Here is an 18,790-nt window from a genome sequence, read left to right as displayed (position 1 = left end):
GCAACTTTATAACAGCTTTTTCGATGATTCTGACCCCGTTTGTCGAAACTTTTACACCAAGACCCATAGGATTGTTGCGGTAATGTGTCACATCAATTTGAGCAAAGCCGCTGAAACAAAGACTTACAGCGGAGGTCGAAGCCGCACGCCATACGTCAGGTCGGCAAATTAAAGTCACACAAATTACGGATATTTTTTTCTATCGGCTTGAAAGAGGCAGTGAATGAACACCTATCGGCAAGACCTTCAACCCCAAGACACCCACAGCAAACTCCTCGGATATTTGTTGTGGATCGTCGGCTTCACAGGATCGCATCGTTTCTACTACGGCAAGCCAGTCACCGGCACCATTTGGTTTTTTACGTTTGGTTTGCTGGGGATCGGTTGGCTTATCGACCTGTTTTTGATCCCGTCGATGGACCGCGACGCCGACCTGCGGTTTAACGCGGGCTCAACTGATTACAACGTCGCTTGGGTGCTGCTGACTTTTCTCGGCGTGTTCGGTGTGCACCGGCTGTACCAAGGCAAATGGATCAGTGGGATTGTCTATTTCTTTACTGGCGGGTTGTTTCTGTTGGGCGTGCTCTATGACTTCTGGACCCTGAATGAACAGATCTCCATGAAGAACGCACGAGAGGGCTAGAGGGTCTGTAGGAGCCAACGTGTTGGCGAAGGTCCTTCGGACCTGATCGCAGCCTTCGGCAGCGCCTACAGAAATCTGTGCGGCGCCAAAACTGTGGGGCCGAATTTATTCGGGAAGGCTTCAGTCCTGACACCCTGCAACCTCAAGCCACACCAAGTGCCACCCAGTTTGCTGCGCGACAGCGAGGCGCCGAAGACGTGGCGGACTCTCCTACAGGTTTATCTTTTTACCCAGCGGCGCGGTCTATCAGACAATCCGCGTCGCCTGCTTCGCGAATAAATTCGGTCCTGCAGGCATATCGCATCTTATGTAACCCACGTGTTGGCGAAGCGCCCCATCAAGCGCCGTAGCTGACCCGGCCATCCACCACGGTGTAACGCACCGCACCGGGCAGGCAATGCCCAATGAAAGGGCAGTTTTCACCTTTGGACAACCAGGTTTCACCCGCCACTGTCGAGGATGTCGGGTCGAACAGCACAATGTCCGCCGCGCTTCCCACGCTCAACTGACCCGCTGGCAAGCGCAATGCCGCGGCCGGGCCCGCGCTGAGGCGTGCCAGCAAGGTGGGCAGGTCAAGCAGGCCGTCTTGCACCAACGTTAGTGCCAACGGCAACAGCAACTCAACGCTGCTGATGCCCGGTTCGGTGGCACCAAAGGGTGCAAGCTTGGCGTCGCGTTCATGGGGTTGGTGGTGGCTGGAGATGGCTTGGACCACGCCGGACCTTACCGCTTCACGCAAGCCTTCGCGGTCGGCGCGGGTGCGCAGCGGCGGTTGGACGTGATACAGGCTGGAGAAGTCGATCAGTGCCTCGTCGGTGAGAATCAGCTGATACATCGCCACGTCGGCGGTGACCGGCAGGCCTCGGGCTTGCGCCTGGGCAATCAATTCGACGCCACGGGCGCTGGTCAACTGGCTGAAGTGCGCACGGACGCCGCTTTGCTCCACCAACAATAGGTTGCGCGCCAAGGCCACGGTTTCGGCGGTTTCCGGGATGCCCGGCAAGCCGAGGAAGCTCGCGGTCGCGCCTTCGTGTGCCAGCCCGCCCGCTGCCAAATCATGATCTTGAGAGTGAAAAATAACGGTCAGGTCGAACGTCGCGGCGTACTCCATCGCCCGGCATAAGGTCCGGGTGTTCTGGAAGCTGTCCAGGCCGTTGCCAAATGCAACGCAACCGGCATCGCGCAATGCCACCAGTTCCGCCAGTTGCTCACCTTCCAGCCCCTTGCTAAAGGCGCCAATGGGAAACACTTTGCAGTTGCCCGCTTCTCGAGCGCGGTCGAGGATCAGCTCCGCGACGGCAGAGGTGTCCAGTACGGGTTTGGTCCGGGGCGGGCAGCACAGGCTGGTTACACCACCGGCAGCAGCGGCCTGGGTTTCGCTGGCAATCGTGCCTTTGCGACTATAACCCGGCTCACGCAGGGCGACGCTGAGGTCAACCAGGCCGGGTGCGGCGACCAAACCCTTGGCATCAATGACCTGGACGGCGGCGAACCCTGGCGGGGCCTCGCCGATGGCGATGATCTTGCCGCCGTGCAGGTGCAGGTCGATCACTTGGTCCAAACCGCTGGTGGGATCAATGACGCGAGCGCCGAGGATGCTGAGCTTCACTGGGCAATCTCCTGCTCGAATTGACGTTGCGCGGTTTGCCCACTCATGGCCATGGACAACACGGCCATGCGAATGGCGATGCCGTAGGTGACTTGATTCAGGATCACCGACTGCGCGCCGTCGGCCACCGCTGACTCAATCTCTACCCCGCGATTGATCGGGCCGGGGTGCATGACGATGGCATCCGGCTTGGCACCGGCGAGGCGGCCGGTGGTCAGGCCGAACAGGCGATAAAACTCACCTTCGCTCGGTAACAGGCCGCCCTGCATGCGTTCACGTTGCAGGCGCAGCATGATCACCACGTCCACGTCTTTCAAACCGGTGGCCAAGTCGGTGAAGACTTTGACCCCATATTGTTCAATGCCCACCGGCAGCAAGGTTTTCGGCGCGATCACCCGGATGTCCGGGCAGCCAAGCGCTTTAAGCGCAATCATGTTCGAGCGCGCGACCCGTGAATGCAGGATGTCGCCGACGATGGCCACGGACAGGTTTTCAAACCCGCCCTTGTGCCGACGAATCGTCAGCATGTCGAGCATGCCTTGGGTCGGGTGCGAGTGACGGCCGTCGCCGCCATTGATGATCGCGACATCAGGGCACACGTGCTCCGCAATGAAGTGCGCGGCGCCCGAGTCGCCGTGGCGCACGACGAACATGTCGGCGGCCATGGCCTCAAGGTTGCGCAGGGTGTCGAACAGGGTTTCACCCTTACTTGTCGATGAGGTGGAGACGTTTAGCGTGATTACGTCCGCAGACAGCCGCTGAGCCGCCAATTCGAACGTGGTGCGGGTGCGGGTCGAGTTTTCGAAGAACACGTTGCACACGGTCTTACCGCGCAGCAGTGGAACCTTTTTAACCGCGCGGGCACCGACTTCGAGAAACGAGTCGGCGGTGTCGAGAATTTCAGTCAGCAGCTCGCGGGGTAAACCATCGAGCGAAAGGAAGTGGCGCAACTGGCCCTGATGATTGAGCTGCAGCGGTCGCTTGGCGTCGAGAGGCGTCATCGCAAAGACTCTTTATGAAGGGCTAGAGGGCGGCGCAAAGGTTTTGATATTCAAGCGCGAGGGGCGTTGGGCCCAACAGCTTTACTCGTTCGTCCGGCCCCAGCGACAAGGTCGCGCCGACCACGTTGGGGGCAATCGGCAGCTCCCCGGCGTTGAGGTCGAGCAGGCAAACCAGGGTCACGCTGGCAGGGCGGCCATAATCGAACAGCTCGTTGAGCGCTGCGCGAATGGTGCGGCCACTCATCAACACGTCATCGATCAACACCAAGTGCTGGCCTTCGATCTCGAACGGCAGCGCCGACGGGCGCACTTGTGGGTGCAAGCCGTTCTGGCTGAAGTCGTCCCGATAGAACGAAACATCCAGTGTGCCGAGCGGTGACTGGTTGCCCAGTTCGTTGAGTAACGCTTGAGCCACCCAGATGCCGCCCGTGCGAATGCCAATAAAGCGCGGTTCATTGATGCCGCGTTTGTTTAAATGAGCCGTGAGATCAACGGCCATCTGGCTGATCAGTGCGGCGGGATTGGGCAGGCTCATGGTTGCTCCTTCAAGGGCCTGAGCGTCGTCGACGCGTGTCGCTCAGGCTGAAACTGGATTCGGGTGGTTCAATCAAGCGGGGTGGCAATCAAGCGTCGAACAGCGCGCCGTTGGCGTCCAGCCAGCCTTGTAACAGCAGTGCTGCGGCAATGGCGTCCACCGGGTTATCACGATACGTGCCTTGTTGACCGCCTCGGGCCTGGCGTTCGCCTTTGGCCTCGAAGGTGGTCAGGCGCTCATCGTGGGTAAACACCGGGAGGTTGTAGCGGCCGTTGAGCCGGCGCGAGAACTTTTCAGCACGGGCGCTCATCTCGCTCGGCGTGCCGTCCATGTTCAGGGGCAAGCCGACGACGATTGCATCGGGCTTCCATTCACGCACCAGCGCCTCGACTTTGTCCCAATCCGGGATGCCGTTTTGCGCCTTCAAGATGCACAGCTCGCGGGCTTGGCCGGTGATGGTTTGACCCACTGCCACGCCGATCTGTTTAGTGCCGTAATCGAAACCCAGCAATAGGCGAAGTCCAGCCATCAGGCGTGGCCCGCCTGACTGGTCAATAAGCTCAGGTTGACGCCCAGACGCGCAGCAGCAGCGTTGAGACGCAGCTCCATCGGCATGTCGAACAGGATGGCGGGATCAAACGGACAGGTCAGCCAGGCGTTGGCCGAGAGCTCAGCGTCCAATTGCCCGGCATCCCAACCCGCGTAGCCAAGGGCAATGACGCTTTTTTCCGGACCGTGACCGTCAGCGATGGAAAACAACACATCTTGAGACGTCGACAGTGCCAGGTCACCCAAGTCCAGCGTGGCTTGGAACACTTGCCCTGGGGGGTGCAACACAAAACCACGGTCAGTCTGCACCGGCCCGCCAGTCAGGATAGGAATGTATTGGCAGCGCGCGGGCGGATCGATTTCCGGACGCAACTGCTCAAGCACATCCGCCAGATTCAGGTTCTGTGGGCGGTTGATAACAATGCCCATGGCGCCTTCGGCGTTGTGTTCGACAACGTAGGTCAGTGTCTGAACGAAGTTCGGATCGGCCATGTGTGGCATGGCGATCAGGAAGTGATGCTTGAGGTAGCTAGCGGAGACGTTTTTCATGAGCCCTAGTGTGGCGCTGGTCGGCAGACCTGACAACTGGCTAATCGGCTAGGTGGTCAGTTACTGGACAGCTTGTCGTTGGTGAACTTCCATGTCCGAATAATCTCCAGACGGTCGATGTCAGCAAGATCGCCGGTGAACGGCGAAAATGGCGCTGCCAACCGCACAATGCGCTGCGCCGCCTGATCAAGCAGCGGTTGGCCGGAAGACTCCAGTACCAACATTTCGTAGATCGATCCGTCGCGATTAATCGACACCATCATCCGCAAATTGCCGCGTATCTGTTGGCGGCGTGCTTCTTCAGGGTAGTTGAGGTTGCCGATGCGTTCGATTTTCTTGCGCCAGTCTTCTTTATACCAGGCACCTTTGTCGTGCATGGTCGACGCGGCGTTGAGGCGCTGGATCTTGGGTCGCTTGGCGTACAGCTGCTGTTCGTTGGACAGCTCCGCTTCCAGGCTGGAGATCTCGGTGGACAGCTCGGCGCTGTCAAAGGTCGGCGCCGCCTTGGCCACCGGCTCTTCCTTGACCTCTTCGTGCTTGATCACGGTCTTCTGGGCTTTCTGCGCCTTGGTGGCCACGGCAGTTTTTGGCGCTTCTTGCTTCTCGACCGGCTTAACGGCAGCGGGCGGCGGCGTCACCTTATTGATCTTGGTGTCCTGAAACGGTGCGATTTCGGTGGTTTTCGGAATCGCCTTGTTATCCAGCGTGCCGCTGCCCTGCTGATTGTCCTGAGCGAGGTAATCTGCCTGCTTCGGTGGGGCCTGGCTGACGAACGTGGCGAGGGTGATTTCCAGCGTTCGGCTGATGTCCTGCGGTTTGACGAAGGTAAAGCCCACACCGAGGATCAGCGCCACATGAATCAGCGCCGCAATCATCAAGGTGAACCCCAGCCGATCAGCCGGGCGCACGCCGCTGCGGGAGAATTCGGGGGGCATATCGTCAGCCAAAGCGTTCATCGGCAAGTCAGCATCACATTCCGCGTTTCACAGGGCGCGCATGATAGCGCACTGGCTGGTGGGTGAGCCTACAAGCTGCATTTTTGTGGGACCCAATTCATTCGGGAAGCAGACGAAGCGGTCGGTCTGATACATCGTGTAGCGGCTTTCCCGAATGAATTCGGTCCCATAGTTGGAGGTGTTATTTCGCCTTTAACTTCCCTTCAATCGCATCCATCAGCATTGAGCCGATATTGGTGCCATAGGCATTGTCGATTTCGCGGATGCAGGTTGGGCTGGTGACGTTGATTTCGGTGAGGTGTTCGCCGATGACGTCGAGGCCTACGAACAACAGGCCTTTTTCGCGCAGGGTGGGGCCTACTTCGGCGGCGATCCAGCGGTCGTGTTCGGTCAATGGGCGGGCTTCGCCTCGGCCACCGGCGGCGAGGTTGCCTCGGGTTTCGCCAGCGGCCGGGATGCGCGCCAGGCAGTACGGCACGGGTTCGCCGTCAATCATCAGGATGCGTTTGTCGCCGTCCTTGATCGCAGGCAGATAACCCTGGGCCATGATTTGCTGGGTGCCGTTGGCTGTGAGGGTTTCGAGAATCACCGACAGGTTCGGGTCGCCAACGCGGTGGCGGAAGATCGAGGTGCCGCCCATCCCGTCCAGCGGTTTCAGAATCACGTCGCCGTGCAAATCAGCAAATCCACGCAGAATATCCGCACGACGGCTGACTAATGTCGGCGGCGTGCACTGTGGAAACAGCGTGGCGAACAGCTTCTCGTTGCAGTCGCGCAGGCTTTGCGGACGGTTGACCACCAACACGCCCGAACGCTCGGCTTGCTCCAGCAGGTACGTGGCGTAAACAAATTCCATGTCGAACGGTGGATCCTTGCGCATCAGGATCACGTCCAGGTCATCCAGGCCGGCGTCGATTTCGGCTTCCAGCTCGAACCAATGTGCCGGGTCAGCGAAGACTTTAAGCGGTTTCATGCGCGCGCGGGCTTGCCCGGCGTTTTGGTACAGGTCTTGCTGTTCCATATAGAACAGCGTCCAACCGCGAGCCTGGGCGGCAAGGAGCATGGCCAGCGAGCTGTCCTTTTTATAGGAAATGCGCTCGATGGGGTCCATGACAATTCCTAGGCGAACGCTCATGGGCAAAATCCTCTGATGGGTATGGGGCCGCGACGGCCTTAAAATAGGCGTCAGGGTGGCGCCGTGCATGCGCCGGGTCAAGGGGAACGCGCGTGACAGCGGGCGTTATGGATTGCGTCTGGAGAGTGTGCTAAAAAGGCTCGGCACTTGAGCTTGGACCCCGCTGACGCGGGGTTTGGCGGCAGATAATGACCCGATGACGCCGGGCACATTGCAGTAAATGATTCGCCGCGGCGATGGTAGAGCGCACATGGAACAACATTCCACAGCTTTGAAAGTGATGGTTATCGACGATTCGAAGACGATTCGCCGAACCGCTGAGACGCTGTTGAAAAACGTCGGTTGCGAAGTCATCACTGCAATCGACGGGTTTGATGCACTAGCGAAGATCGCGGATAACCACCCCAGAATTATTTTCGTCGACATCATGATGCCGCGTCTGGATGGCTATCAGACCTGCGCGTTGATCAAGAATAACCGTGCGTTCAAGTCGACGCCGGTGATTATGCTGTCCTCCAAGGATGGCCTGTTCGACAAGGCCAAGGGCCGGATCGTCGGTTCCGACCAGTTTCTGACCAAGCCTTTTAGCAAGGAAGAACTGCTGAATGCGATCAAGGCCCATGTGCCTGAATTCGTTGCAGTAGAACAACAAGTATCTTGATGCGCTGTGACCTTGACCGGTCGCGGGCATCCATTGCATTTGGGGAACACCATGGCTCGAGTTCTGATCGTCGACGATTCGCCGACTGAAATGTACAAGCTCACCGGCATGCTGGAAAAGCACGGTCACCAGGTCCTGAAAGCCGAAAATGGCGCTGATGGCGTTGCTCTGGCGCGCCAGGAAAAGCCCGATGCGGTCTTGATGGACATCGTGATGCCCGGCCTCAACGGGTTTCAGGCTACACGCCAGTTGACCAAAGACCCCGATACGGCCTCGATTCCGGTGATCATCATCACCACCAAAGATCAAGAAACCGATAAGGTCTGGGGCACCCGTCAAGGCGCTCGTGATTATTTGACCAAACCGGTAGACGAAGAAACCCTGATTAAAACCCTCAACTCAGTGTTGGCAGGCTGACGGTCTCGTCATGCCTGCGACGAAAACGGCCTTTCAGTTGCTGCTAGAAATCGATCAGCGTTGTCGCTCGCTGGCTGCGGGCCTGCCCTTGCAGGACACCCGCCAGCAAGATTGGACCGGGATCGGCTTTCGGATGGGCGAGCACTGTTATGTAGCGCCCATGGGTGAAATCGGCGAAATCCTGCACGAGCCGCGTTATGCCGTATTGCCTGGGGTGAAGCCCTGGGTCAAGGGCGTCGCCAATTTGCGTGGGCGCTTGCTACCGATTATGGATTTATGTGCTTTTTTCGGTCAGGACCTCTCGCCGTTGCGTAAAGAGCGGCGAGTGTTGGTGATCGAGCACCAGGAAGTGTTTGTTGGTTTATTGGTGGATGAGGTGCTGGGAATGCAGCACTTCAATCAGCGCAGCCTGATGCCTGAGGCGCTGGTGGCGTTCGATGCCGATGTTGCTCCGTTTATTCGAGGGCAGTTTTTGCGCGAACAAGCCTGGCTGGTTTTCAGTCCGCGTGCGCTGGCCCAATCGCCAGGTTTTATGGATATAGCGCTGTAAATTCGGGAGGGCCTCGCCAGGCTCTTAATTCCAGGGACGTACACATGCAGTTGGTCCAGGCGGGGCCTGAAAAATGAGCAAGACAGGTAGGTCATTGGAAGGAATGCGCAGTCGGTCGCAGATCGTTGTGCTGTTTGTCGCCCTGATCATTTTCATCATGTTGCTGTTCGCTAACTTCGCCTACCTCAACACTCAGTCGAATTACGATAAGCAGTACATCGGCCACGCGGGTGAATTACGCGTGCTGTCCCAGCGGATCGCCAAAAACGCGAGCGAAGCGGCAGCCGGCAAGGCCCCAGCGTTCAAGCTACTGGCCGATGCGCGTAATGACTTTGATCAACGTTGGATGGTGTTGAAAAAAGGTGACAAGGCCACCGGTCTGCCCCCTGCACCCCGCGATGTCAAAGACGAAATGCAGTCCGTGCAACGGGACTGGGAATCCCTGCGCAAAAGTACCGACGTGATCATTGCCAGCGAACAGACGGTGCTGTCGCTGCACCAGGTCGCGGCCACCCTGGCCGAAACCATTCCGCAGTTGCAGGTCGAGTACGAAAAAGTCGTCGACAGCCTTCTGCAAAATCATGCGCCCGCCACTCAAGTGGTGGTCGCCCAGCGTCAATCGTTGTTGGCTGAGCGGATTCTAGGCTCGGTCAATACCGTGCTGTCTGGCGACGACGCGGCGGTGCAGGCCGCCGATGCGTTTGGTCGCGATGCCAGCCTGTTTGGCCGCGTGCTGAACGGTATGCTGGAAGGCAATGCGACGATGAAAATCGCCCAGGTTCAGGACCATGACGCTCGCGCCCGCTTGAGTGAAATTGCCGAGCTGTTCCAGTTTGTCTCCGGTTCCGTGGATGAAATCCTTGAAACGTCACCCGAACTGTTTCAGGTTCGAGAGTCGGCCGGCAATATTTTCACCACCTCACAAACCCTGCTGGAAGAGGCGTCGGTATTGGCCAACGGCTTTGAGCACCTGGCCAGCGGCCGTGCGATGCACAGCATTGTCGGTTATGTGCTGGGCTTGCTGGCGCTGATGTCGATCATCTTGATTGGCATCGTGATGGTGCGTGAAACCAACCGTCAGCTGCGGGAAACTGCCGAGAAGAATGAGCGCAATCAGACGGCAATCATGCGTCTGCTGGATGAAATCGAAAACCTTGCCGACGGAGACCTGCGCGTCGCGGCCTCGGTGACCGAAGACTTCACCGGTGCCATCGCCGACTCCATCAACTATTCCATCGACCAGTTGCGGGACTTGGTGGGGACGATCAATTTAACCGCTGAGCAAGTGGCTTCCGCGGTTGAGGATACGCAAACCACTGCCATGCAGTTGGCTGCTGCGTCCGAGCATCAGGCGCTGCAAATTGCTGCCGCCTCCACCGCGATCAACAACATTGCACTGTCCATCGACGAAGTGTCGGCCAATGCGTCGGAATCTTCGGCGGTGGCTGAGCGTTCGGTGACCATCGCCAACAAAGGTAACGAGGTGGTGCACAACACCATTACCGGGATGGACAATATTCGCGAACAGATTCAGGACACGTCGAAGCGAATCAAGCGTTTGGGCGAGTCTTCGCAGGAGATTGGCGATATTGTCAGCCTGATTGATGACATTGCCGACCAAACCAATATTTTGGCGTTAAATGCGGCCATTCAGGCGTCCATGGCCGGTGATGCCGGGCGTGGGTTTGCCGTGGTGGCGGACGAGGTGCAACGGTTGGCCGAGCGCTCATCGTCGGCCACCAAGCAGATTGAAACCCTGGTCAGGGCGATTCAGAACGACACCAATGAAGCGGTTATTTCCATGGAGCAAACCACCAGTGAAGTGGTGCGCGGTGCTCGACTGGCGCAGGATGCCGGGGTGGCCCTCGAAGAAATTGAAGGCGTATCGAAAACCCTCGCGGCGTTGATCGAAAGCATCACCAACGCGGCAAAGCACCAAGCGTCGTCGGCGGGGCAGATTTCCCAGACCATGGCGGTGATTCAACAGACCACCACCCAAACCACGTCCGGCACCGCCGCCACGGCCGAGAGCATCGGTAACCTGGCGAAAATGGCCAGCGAGATGCGCCGCTCGGTATCAGGGTTTACCTTGCCGCCGTCAAGCGAGGTCGGTTGAGATTGAAGCCGTAACCCCTGTGGAGCGAATTTTTTCGCGAATACGGTGCAGCAGGCGATCACGATATTGAACGTACCCACGCTTTCGCGAATGAATTCGCTCCCACAGGGATTGCGGTGAACCCAAGATGAAGCGTTCGAGCAAAGACTGGAGTTGTCATGGCTGATCGGCACGACTATGTGGCCCTGGAGTGGGTCAAAGGCGAAATTGCCGAAACGCTGAAACTGGCCCGTCAGGCCTTGGAAGCGTTTGTAGCTAATCCCCACGCGCCAACTGCCATGCTCGACTGCCTGAGCTATGTGCATCAGGTGCACGGCAGCCTCCAAATGATCGAGTTCTACGGTGCCGCTCTGCTCGCCGAAGAAATCGAACAATTGGCGATGGCGCTGCAGCAAGGTCGCGCTGCGCAGCAAACCGAAGCCGTGCAATTGCTGTTGCAAGCGATAACCCAGTTACCGCTTTACCTGGACCGCATCCACTCTGCGCGGCGCGATTTGCCGTTGCTGGTGTTGCCGCTGCTGAACGACCTGCGCAGCGCCCGAGGCGAAAGCCTGTTGTCGGAAACCAGCCTGTTCACGCCGCAACTACTGGCCGTTCCCGAGCTGGATGCCACGGCCCTGGCGGCGCTAGACAGCCCCGACTTGATGGCTTTACTGCGCAAATTGCGGCAAATGCTGCAAACCGCGTTGGTCGGTTTGCTGCGTGAGCAGGAAGTGCAGACCAACCTTGGTTACATGGCCAAAGTCTTTGCGCGCCTGGAAGCGCTGTGTGAAAACGCACCGCTCGGGCCGTTATGGCAAATCGCCTCGGCGCTGGTCGAGACCATGGCCGACGGCCACTTCACGAACAGCCCGGCATTGCGCGGATTGCTTAAGGAGTCCGACAAAGAACTCAAGCGGTTGCTGGAGCAGGGCATCAGCGGCATCAATCAGCCCGCGCCCGATGAATTGCTCAAGAGCTTGCTGTTTTACATCGCTAAATCGGACAGCCAGGCGCCGCAGATGTTGGTGCTCAAAGAGCAATACGGACTGGACGAAGCGCTGCCCGACGCGGCCATGGTCGATGAGGAGCGGGCGCGGCTTGCCGGCCCGGATCGTGATGCCATGCGTTCGGTGGTGGTCGCCTTATGCGAAGAGCTGGTGCGGGTCAAAGAACGCCTTGATGGCTTCGTGCGTAGCGACCGCAAACACGTCGGCGAACTCAGCAGCCTGTTGCCGCCGTTGCGTCAGATTGCCGATACCTTGGCGGTGCTCGGTTTCGGCCAGCCGCGCAAGGTCATCATCGATCAGTTAGCGGTGGTCCAACGCTTGGCCCAGGGTCAAAGCGAAGCCGACGATTCGGCGCTGATGGATGTAGCCGGTGCGTTGCTATATGTCGAAGCGACCTTGGCCGGCATGGTCGGTCCCGTGGAACAGGCGAGCCACGAGGAAAGCCATCTGCCCACGACTGACTTGACCCAAATCCATCAACTGGTGATCAAAGAAGCACGGGTTGGTTTGCAGCAAGCTAAGGACATGATCATCGATTACATCGACGGGTCGTGGGATCGCGATCGCTTGCAAGCATTGCCCGGGCTGTTGGTGCAAGTGCGTGGGGCGTTGGCGATGATTCCGCTGGCGAGGGCCGCCAGCTTGCTTGCTGCCTGCAACGATTACATCCAGTCGCACTTGCTGATGGACACCTCGCCGCCGACCTGGCCACAGCTTGATGGCTTGGCCGACGCCCTCACCAGCATCGAATATTATCTGGAGCGCTTGGGTGAGGATCACGAAGCGCCCGGCGAACAGGTATTGGATATGGCGCAACTAAGCCTGACCCAACTGGGTTATTCGCCGATCCCTAACGCAGCGATGGACGTACCGCTGCTTGAAGAAGTCATCACTCAGGATGAGTTGCTGGAAATGAATGCTCGACAAGCGCTGGTCAGCTCCACCCTCACCTTGGCTGAAGTGCTTGCCAGTCCGGTCTTGGCGGTCAACCCGCCCGCGCAGCATGTGCCCACCAGCCTGCTGCCGCCCCCCGCCGATGAAGAGCGGGTAGATGACGAGCTGCTCGAGGTGTTTCTCGAAGAGACCGACGAAATGCTCGCGGCGCTGCACGCGCATTTGCCGCAGTGGTTCAAGGACACTGCTGACACCGCCGCGCTCACCGAAGTGCGGCGAGCGTTTCACACCCTCAAGGGCAGCGGGCGCATGGTCCGCGCACTGATCCTCGGTGAGCTGGCCTGGTCGGTGGAAAACCTGCTCAACCGGGTGGTGGAACACAGTGTCCAGCCGGATCAGGACGTTCAGGGCCTGCTCAGTGATGTATTGGTGTTATTGCCCGCGATAATTCGGGAGTTCGCCGACAACGTTCAGCGCCAACGCGACGATGTGGACCTGTTGGCCGCGCGTGCCCACGCGATGGCCAAGCGGGAGCGGGTAATGGAACTCCCCGTTGAGACGCCCGGCACAGAGGACGGTGTTTCAGAAACGCTGGACCCCCAATTGCTGGAGATTTTCCGTCAAGAAGCACGCAGCCATCTCGACACCCTCGATTCATTCCTCCGGCGCGCCACCGCCACCGAAACGCCCGTCATCAGCGATGCCCTGCAACGCGCGCTGCATACGTTAAAGGGCAGTGCTTACATGGCCGGCGTGGTGCCCATCGCCGAACTGGCGAGCCCGCTGGACCAGTTAGTGCGCGAGTTCAAGGCGAACTTGATTCCCCTCGGCGCTGCGGAAATTCAACTGCTGCGCGCAGCCGAACCGCTGTTCAACCAAGGGTTGATGCAGCTCGGCAGCGAACCGCTGGCCACTATTCCAGGCGCCGAACACTACATCGCGGATGTCCTTGAACTGTTGCAACAGCGACTGAAAACAGCACTCAGCGCGCCCAACAGCGGCCTGCGATTGAAGCGGAATCCGCAGTTGATCGCCTCGTTTCTGGCGCAGGGCATGGACATCCTGCTCGACGCCGAAAGCTTGTTGCAGCGCTGGCGCGAACACCCTGGCGAGCGCCAGGAACTCAGCGCGTTGCTCGATGAGTTGACCACCCTCGGCCACGGCGCGCACTTGGCCGACTTACCCCAGGTGGATGAGTTGTGCGAAGCATTGCTCGACCTCTATGGCGCCGTGGAAGAGAGCAGCCTGGCAGTCAGTGAGCGGTTCTTTGAAGCCGCAGCGAGTGGCCACGAAGCTCTGATCGATATGCTCGATCAAGTAGCAGCGGGCCAAGAGGTCCATGCCCGGCCTGAACACATTCAGGCCCTGCGTGAGCTGCTCGACCAAGCCCTTGACCCGAGCGCCATGGGCGTAATCAAAAGTGATGGCAGTAGCCGAGCGTTAAGCATTACCGAATTGAATGCCGCCACCGAGCGCCTCGCGACTCAAGTGTCGGCTGAAAGCTTGGCAGATGAGCCAGTCGCAACCCAAAGCGGCATCGACGATGAGATTGTGGAAATCTTTCTCGAAGAAGCCGTGGATATCCTCGACAGTGCCGGGCATGCCCTGCGGCGCTGGTTGGATGACCCTGAAAACCCGATGCCGTTGTCGTCGCTGCAGCGCGATTTGCACACCCTGAAGGGTGGCGCGCGCATGGCCGAAATCCAACCGGTAGGCGATTTAGGCCATGAGCTGGAGACGTTGTATGAAGGGTTGATCGACCGCCGTTTCAGCTACTCGCCAGAGATGGCCAGCCTGCTCCAGAGAAGCCACGACCTGCTTGCCGTGTTGCTGGAACAATTGCAGGCCCATCAACCTCTGACGTGCCCGGCCCGGCTGATCGAGTCCATTCGTGCGTTTCGGCAGGACAACATCGTCGTACAGAGCCTGGAACCCGAGACGAAACCCGCTAAATCAGCGGTGGAAACCCTTCACGAAAGCGATCCTGAATTGCTGGAGATCTTTCTCGAAGAAGGCTTCGACATCATTGAAAGCTCTGGCAGCGCGTTAGCCCGCTGGCAAGACGATCCGACCAATACCCTGGAAGTGGAAAACCTGCTGCGTGACTTGCACACGCTCAAGGGCGGTGCGCGGATGGTCGAAATCACCCCAATTGGCGACCTTGCCCACGAGCTGGAGTTTCTTTACGAAGGCTTGGCGGCCGGGGTGCTGCACAGTCAGCCGCTGCTGATCAGTTTGTTGCAAAGTGGCCACGACTTCCTCGCCGACATGCTAGATGCGGTCCGCGTGAATGAGCCATTGCCCAGTGCGACGCTATTGATCGACAGTATTCATCGATTCAGCACCCACAGCGAATTGAGCGAAGCCTCGGCCCGCGTTGAGCCAGGCGCGGTCCTCGAACCGGCGTTGCAGGTGGCCCCGTCGCCGGAGCCCGAAACCGAGCGGACGCCGCCAGAAATGGTCAAAGTCGCCGCCGAGCAGTTAGAAAGCCTGGTCAATTTGGCGGGTGAAACCTCGATTTTCCGCGGACGCATCGAGCAGCAAGTCACCGACGTGGAAGTCACCTTGGCCGAGATGGAAACCACCATCGAACGCATGCGTGATCAGCTTCGACGTCTGGACATCGAAACCCAGGGCCGAATCCTCAGTCGCGAACAGGTCCAGGCTGAGCGGTTGGGCTACGAAGAATTCGACCCGCTGGAAATGGACCGTCATTCCCAGCTGCAGCAGCTGTCGCGGGCCTTGTTCGAGTCGGCCTCCGACCTGCTGGACCTCAAAGAAACCCTCCACACCCGCAACCAGGATGCGCAACGGTTGTTGTCGCAGCAGGCTCGGGTCAATACCGAGTTGCAGGAAGGCTTGATGCGCACGCGGATGGTGCCGTTCGAACGCCTATTACCGCGTTTGCGCCGGATCGTGCGCCAGGTCGCGGGGGAGTTGGATAAGCAGGTCAATTTCGATGTCGGCAGTGCTGAAGGCGAGATGGACCGTAGCGTCTTGGAGCGCATGGTCGCGCCGCTGGAGCATATGCTCCGTAACGCCGTCGATCACGGCCTGGAAAGTGCCGAAGAACGCCTGGCTGCGGGCAAGCCGGAAGAAGGCACTATCAGTTTGAGCCTGATTCACGAAGGCGGGGATATCGTCATTGAAATGCGTGATGACGGTGCCGGTGTTGACCTTGACGCGGTGCGGCGCAAGGCCATCAAGCGCGGGCTGATTGATGCAAGCGCCGAGCTGAGTGATTACGAATTGCTGCAATTCATCCTTCAGGCAGGCTTCTCCACGGCGGAAAAAGTCACCCAGATTTCTGGTCGCGGAGTGGGCATGGACGTGGTTCATGCGGAGGTCAAACAGCTCGGCGGCTCGATGATCATTGACTCGAAACCGGGGCAAGGCACGCGCTTCCAGATTCGGCTTCCGGTTACGGTGTCGGTCAACCGGGCGCTGATGGTTCAGTGCGGCGACGAACAATACGCCGTGCCGTTGAACACCGTTGGCGGCATCGTGCGGGTCATGCCTCATGAGCTGGAAGCCTGTTACCAGTCAGACCCGCCGCGCTATCAATTTTCCGAGCGCAGCTATGAGTTGCGCTACCTCGGTGAATTGTTGAATAACGGCCTGCCACCAAAGCTGCTCGGTCAGACTCAGCCGCTGCCAGTGCTGTTGGTGCATGTGCACGACCACTGGGTCGCGGTGCAAGTCGATGCACTGGCCGGTTCGCGGGAGATCGTGGTCAAAAGCCTGGGCGCGCAGTTTTCGGGATTGCAGGGCATTTCCGGTGCGACGATCCTGGGCGACGGTCGAGTGGTGTTTATTTTGGATTTGCTCACACACATCCGTTCTTTGAACTTGCGGCTCTTGGCCCAGCAAGCAGCCGGCCTGAGCACTCCGAAATACATCGAAATGGAGCAGGCGCGTCCGGTGCTGGTCATGGTGGTCGATGATTCGGTGACAGTGCGCAAAGTTACCAGTCGCTTGCTCGAACGCAATGGCATGAACGTGCTCACCGCCAAAGACGGCGTCGATGCCATGGCGCTGTTGCAAGAACACACGCCTGACGTTCTGTTGCTGGACATCGAAATGCCGCGCATGGACGGCTTTGAAGTTGCCAGTCGAATCCGCGCCGATCAACGCCTCAAAGAGCTGCCGATCATCATGATCACCTCACGCTCCGGGCAAAAGCATCGCGACCACGCCATGACCATTGGCGTGAACGATTACCTGAGCAAGCCGTATCAGGAATCAGTGCTGCTGGAGAGCATCGCCCAATGGAGCCAAGTTCATGTCTAGCACCACCCTCACCACTCGGAACCTGAGCAGCCATGCCGGCAGTTTGACCGGGCTGCTGCTGCCATTGAGCGACCGCAGCTTATTGTTGCCTAACGTTGCCGTGGCAGAGCTGATCGATTATCAGGACAGCAAAGCCGAGACCGATGCGCCTAGCTGGTACCTGGGGCCGATCAAATGGCGCAACCGTACCTTGCCGCTGCTCAGTTTCGAAGCCGCCTGCGGCAGTCGTACCCGAGTCGGTGGCCGCGCACGCATCGTCGTCCTCAACGCCTTGGGCGGCCGCGCGGATCTGAAATTCATCGCCCTGCTGACTCAAGGCATCCCTCGCTCTTGTAAAGTTGACAGCCAACTCAGTTACGTCGATGTGCAACTGGCCGCGCTGGAACTGGCTGCGGTGCAAGTCGGCGACACCATCGCCAAAATTCCGGATTTGGCGGGGTTGGAAGAGTGGCTGGTTGAGGCTGGGTTGGTTTAGAGCCCCCAACAATGCATAACCTTTCTAAGTCGTAGAGCGCGCTTGCCCGCGATCGGCTGCGCAGCAGTTGTAAATCAGCGACTCAGGTATTTCAGTTAAAACGAGTCAGTCCGATGGGACCGTATCGCGCTCCTATGTCTGTGCTGGCTTATAGGGATGAGCCGATTAAATGCCGTATTCGGCTCACAAAATGAGCCGAATACGGCTATTATTCGGCTCATGCACTTCAGGGCCGCCGAATGAGCACACTCACTGATTGGATCTGGCAACAACCGGCATGGCCACATTTCACTTGGCAAGTGGATCGCTTGCCTGCCTTGCTACGCGCCTGTTCCAAGGCCCAGGGCCAATTATTGGGCATGATCGGCGCTGCAGGAGCGGATGCCAGCGCACAGACCGAATTGGATGCGCTGTTACAAAACATCATCACCTCATCGGCCATCGAAGGGGAGCAACTGAACGCAGGGTCTGTGCGTTCATCCTTGGCTCGGCGTCTTGGACTGGCGGGCGATCAACGTGTCAGCCAGCGCAGCGAAGGTCTGGCCGAACTGATGCTTGATGCCACTCAACAGCATCATTCGCCATTGACCCTTGAGCGGCTGCTGCATTGGCATCGGCTGCTGTTTACTGTTGAAGACGCCTATTTGGCCCACGGCATTCGCATCGGTGCCTTGCGCGGCGACGAGCCCATGCAGGTGGTTTCCGGCAGGCTTGACCGACCAACCGTGCATTTCCAGGCCCCACCGCGAGAGGGGCTGGACACTCAGCTCGCCGATTTTCTCAATTGGTTCGACCGCAGCCGGTCCGACACGAGTCTTGATCCTTTCCTGCGAGCAGGCATCGCGCACTTCTGGTTCGTGACCTTGCACCCGTTCGACGACGGTAATGGCCGCCTGGCCCGCACGATCACCGACTTGGCGTTGGCCCAGAGCGAAAACCAGGCCATCCGTTTCTACGCCCTGTCCGCAAGCATCCTTGCTGCGCGTCAAGGGTATTACCGAATTCTTGAAGACAGCCAGAAAGCTGAGATGGACATCACCCCGTGGCTGGAGTGGTTCCTGCAAACGCTGCTGGATACCCTAGAGCAGGCGATAAAACGCATAGATCGCGTACTAGCCAAAGCGCGTTATTGGCAGCAACACCGCGCGCATGGATTATCGGTCGAGCAGGTCAAAGTGCTTAACCGGCTACTGGACGGCGACGTGCTGTCAGATAAAAACGGTTTTGAGGCAGGCATCAGCGCCGCCCAATACCAAGCCGTGGCCAAGGTCAGCAAGGCCACCGCCACCCGGCACCTCAGTGACCTAGTGGAAAAAGGCTGCCTGCAGAAACTGCCGGGCGGCGGGCGCAGCACGCGGTATGAGATCGACGGCCGTCTGTAGGAGCGAACGTGTTCGCGAGGCGGTGTTACTGAAACACCG

General features: G+C 58.8%; 15 protein-coding genes. 8 read left to right on the top strand and 7 right to left on the bottom strand.

Features of this window, described 5'->3' with window-relative positions:
* Positions 1–223 precede the first annotated feature (223 nt).
* Entirely contained in the window at positions 224–643 is a 420-nt protein-coding gene (locus RHM65_RS04920; protein ID WP_322167055.1) for a TM2 domain-containing protein, read from the top strand.
* Positions 644–980: 337 nt separating this feature from the next.
* Here RHM65_RS04920 and RHM65_RS04915 read toward each other — a convergent pair whose 3' ends face one another.
* The 7 genes from RHM65_RS04915 to gshB all read right to left on the bottom strand — a co-directional run bounded on the left by RHM65_RS04915 (position 981) and on the right by gshB (position 6,977).
* Positions 981–2,252, bottom strand: coding sequence for a dihydroorotase (locus RHM65_RS04915; protein WP_322167056.1), 1,272 nt, complete (start codon positions 2,250–2,252; stop codon positions 981–983).
* Positions 2,249–3,253, bottom strand: a complete 1,005-nt coding sequence (locus RHM65_RS04910) for an aspartate carbamoyltransferase catalytic subunit (RefSeq protein ID WP_322167057.1) — start codon at positions 3,251–3,253, stop codon at positions 2,249–2,251. The genes RHM65_RS04915 and RHM65_RS04910 overlap by 4 nt, the downstream gene beginning before the upstream one ends.
* Before the next feature lie 22 nt (positions 3,254–3,275).
* A complete protein-coding gene (pyrR, locus tag RHM65_RS04905) occupies positions 3,276–3,788 on the bottom strand; it encodes a bifunctional pyr operon transcriptional regulator/uracil phosphoribosyltransferase PyrR (RefSeq protein WP_322167058.1) in 513 nt (170 codons plus the stop codon).
* A gap of 88 nt (positions 3,789–3,876) precedes the next feature.
* Positions 3,877–4,317: a Holliday junction resolvase RuvX gene (gene ruvX, locus RHM65_RS04900; protein ID WP_322167059.1), complete on the bottom strand. Its 441-nt coding sequence runs from the start codon at positions 4,315–4,317 to the stop codon at positions 3,877–3,879.
* On the bottom strand, positions 4,317–4,886 hold the full coding sequence (locus RHM65_RS04895; protein ID WP_322167060.1) for a YqgE/AlgH family protein: 570 nt from the start codon (positions 4,884–4,886) through the stop codon (positions 4,317–4,319). The genes ruvX and RHM65_RS04895 overlap by 1 nt, the downstream gene beginning before the upstream one ends.
* A 56-nt stretch (positions 4,887–4,942) precedes the next feature.
* Positions 4,943–5,842 carry an energy transducer TonB gene (locus RHM65_RS04890; RefSeq protein ID WP_322167061.1) on the bottom strand — a complete coding sequence of 300 codons (900 nt, stop codon included), beginning with the start codon at positions 5,840–5,842 and terminating at the stop codon, positions 4,943–4,945.
* 181 nt (positions 5,843–6,023) lie between these two features.
* Complete coding sequence (gene gshB, locus RHM65_RS04885) at positions 6,024–6,977, bottom strand: glutathione synthase (RefSeq protein ID WP_322167062.1); 954 nt, start codon at positions 6,975–6,977, stop codon at positions 6,024–6,026.
* Between the two features lie 250 nt (positions 6,978–7,227).
* On the opposite strand from gshB, the gene pilG reads away from it, so the two are divergent.
* The 7 genes from pilG to RHM65_RS04850 all read left to right on the top strand — a co-directional run bounded on the left by pilG (position 7,228) and on the right by RHM65_RS04850 (position 18,751).
* Positions 7,228–7,638 carry a twitching motility response regulator PilG gene (gene pilG / locus RHM65_RS04880; RefSeq protein WP_322167063.1) on the top strand — a complete coding sequence of 137 codons (411 nt, stop codon included), beginning with the start codon at positions 7,228–7,230 and terminating at the stop codon, positions 7,636–7,638.
* A gap of 51 nt (positions 7,639–7,689) precedes the next feature.
* Positions 7,690–8,055 (top strand): twitching motility response regulator PilH, encoded by a 366-nt coding sequence (pilH, locus tag RHM65_RS04875; protein ID WP_299829060.1) that lies wholly within the window; start codon positions 7,690–7,692, stop codon positions 8,053–8,055.
* A gap of 10 nt (positions 8,056–8,065) precedes the next feature.
* Complete coding sequence (locus RHM65_RS04870; RefSeq protein WP_322167064.1) at positions 8,066–8,605, top strand: chemotaxis protein CheW; 540 nt, start codon at positions 8,066–8,068, stop codon at positions 8,603–8,605.
* Positions 8,606–8,678: 73 nt separating this feature from the next.
* On the top strand, positions 8,679–10,721 hold the full coding sequence (locus RHM65_RS04865; RefSeq protein ID WP_322167065.1) for a methyl-accepting chemotaxis protein: 2,043 nt from the start codon (positions 8,679–8,681) through the stop codon (positions 10,719–10,721).
* 158 nt (positions 10,722–10,879) lie between these two features.
* On the top strand, positions 10,880–16,894 hold the full coding sequence (locus RHM65_RS04860) for an Hpt domain-containing protein (protein WP_322167066.1): 6,015 nt from the start codon (positions 10,880–10,882) through the stop codon (positions 16,892–16,894).
* A complete protein-coding gene (locus RHM65_RS04855; RefSeq protein WP_322167067.1) occupies positions 16,887–17,369 on the top strand; it encodes a chemotaxis protein CheW in 483 nt (160 codons plus the stop codon). Before RHM65_RS04860 ends, RHM65_RS04855 begins: the two co-directional genes overlap by 8 nt.
* 239 nt (positions 17,370–17,608) lie before the next feature.
* Positions 17,609–18,751 carry a Fic family protein gene (locus RHM65_RS04850; protein WP_322167068.1) on the top strand — a complete coding sequence of 381 codons (1,143 nt, stop codon included), beginning with the start codon at positions 17,609–17,611 and terminating at the stop codon, positions 18,749–18,751.
* Positions 18,752–18,790 lie beyond the last annotated feature (39 nt).

It is taken from the genome of Pseudomonas sp. CCI4.2 (assembly GCF_034350045.1).
Taxonomy (GTDB): domain Bacteria; phylum Pseudomonadota; class Gammaproteobacteria; order Pseudomonadales; family Pseudomonadaceae; genus Aquipseudomonas.
The sequence above is the reverse complement of the archived record's forward strand: the minus strand, read 5'-3'. Positions and strand labels throughout refer to the sequence as shown.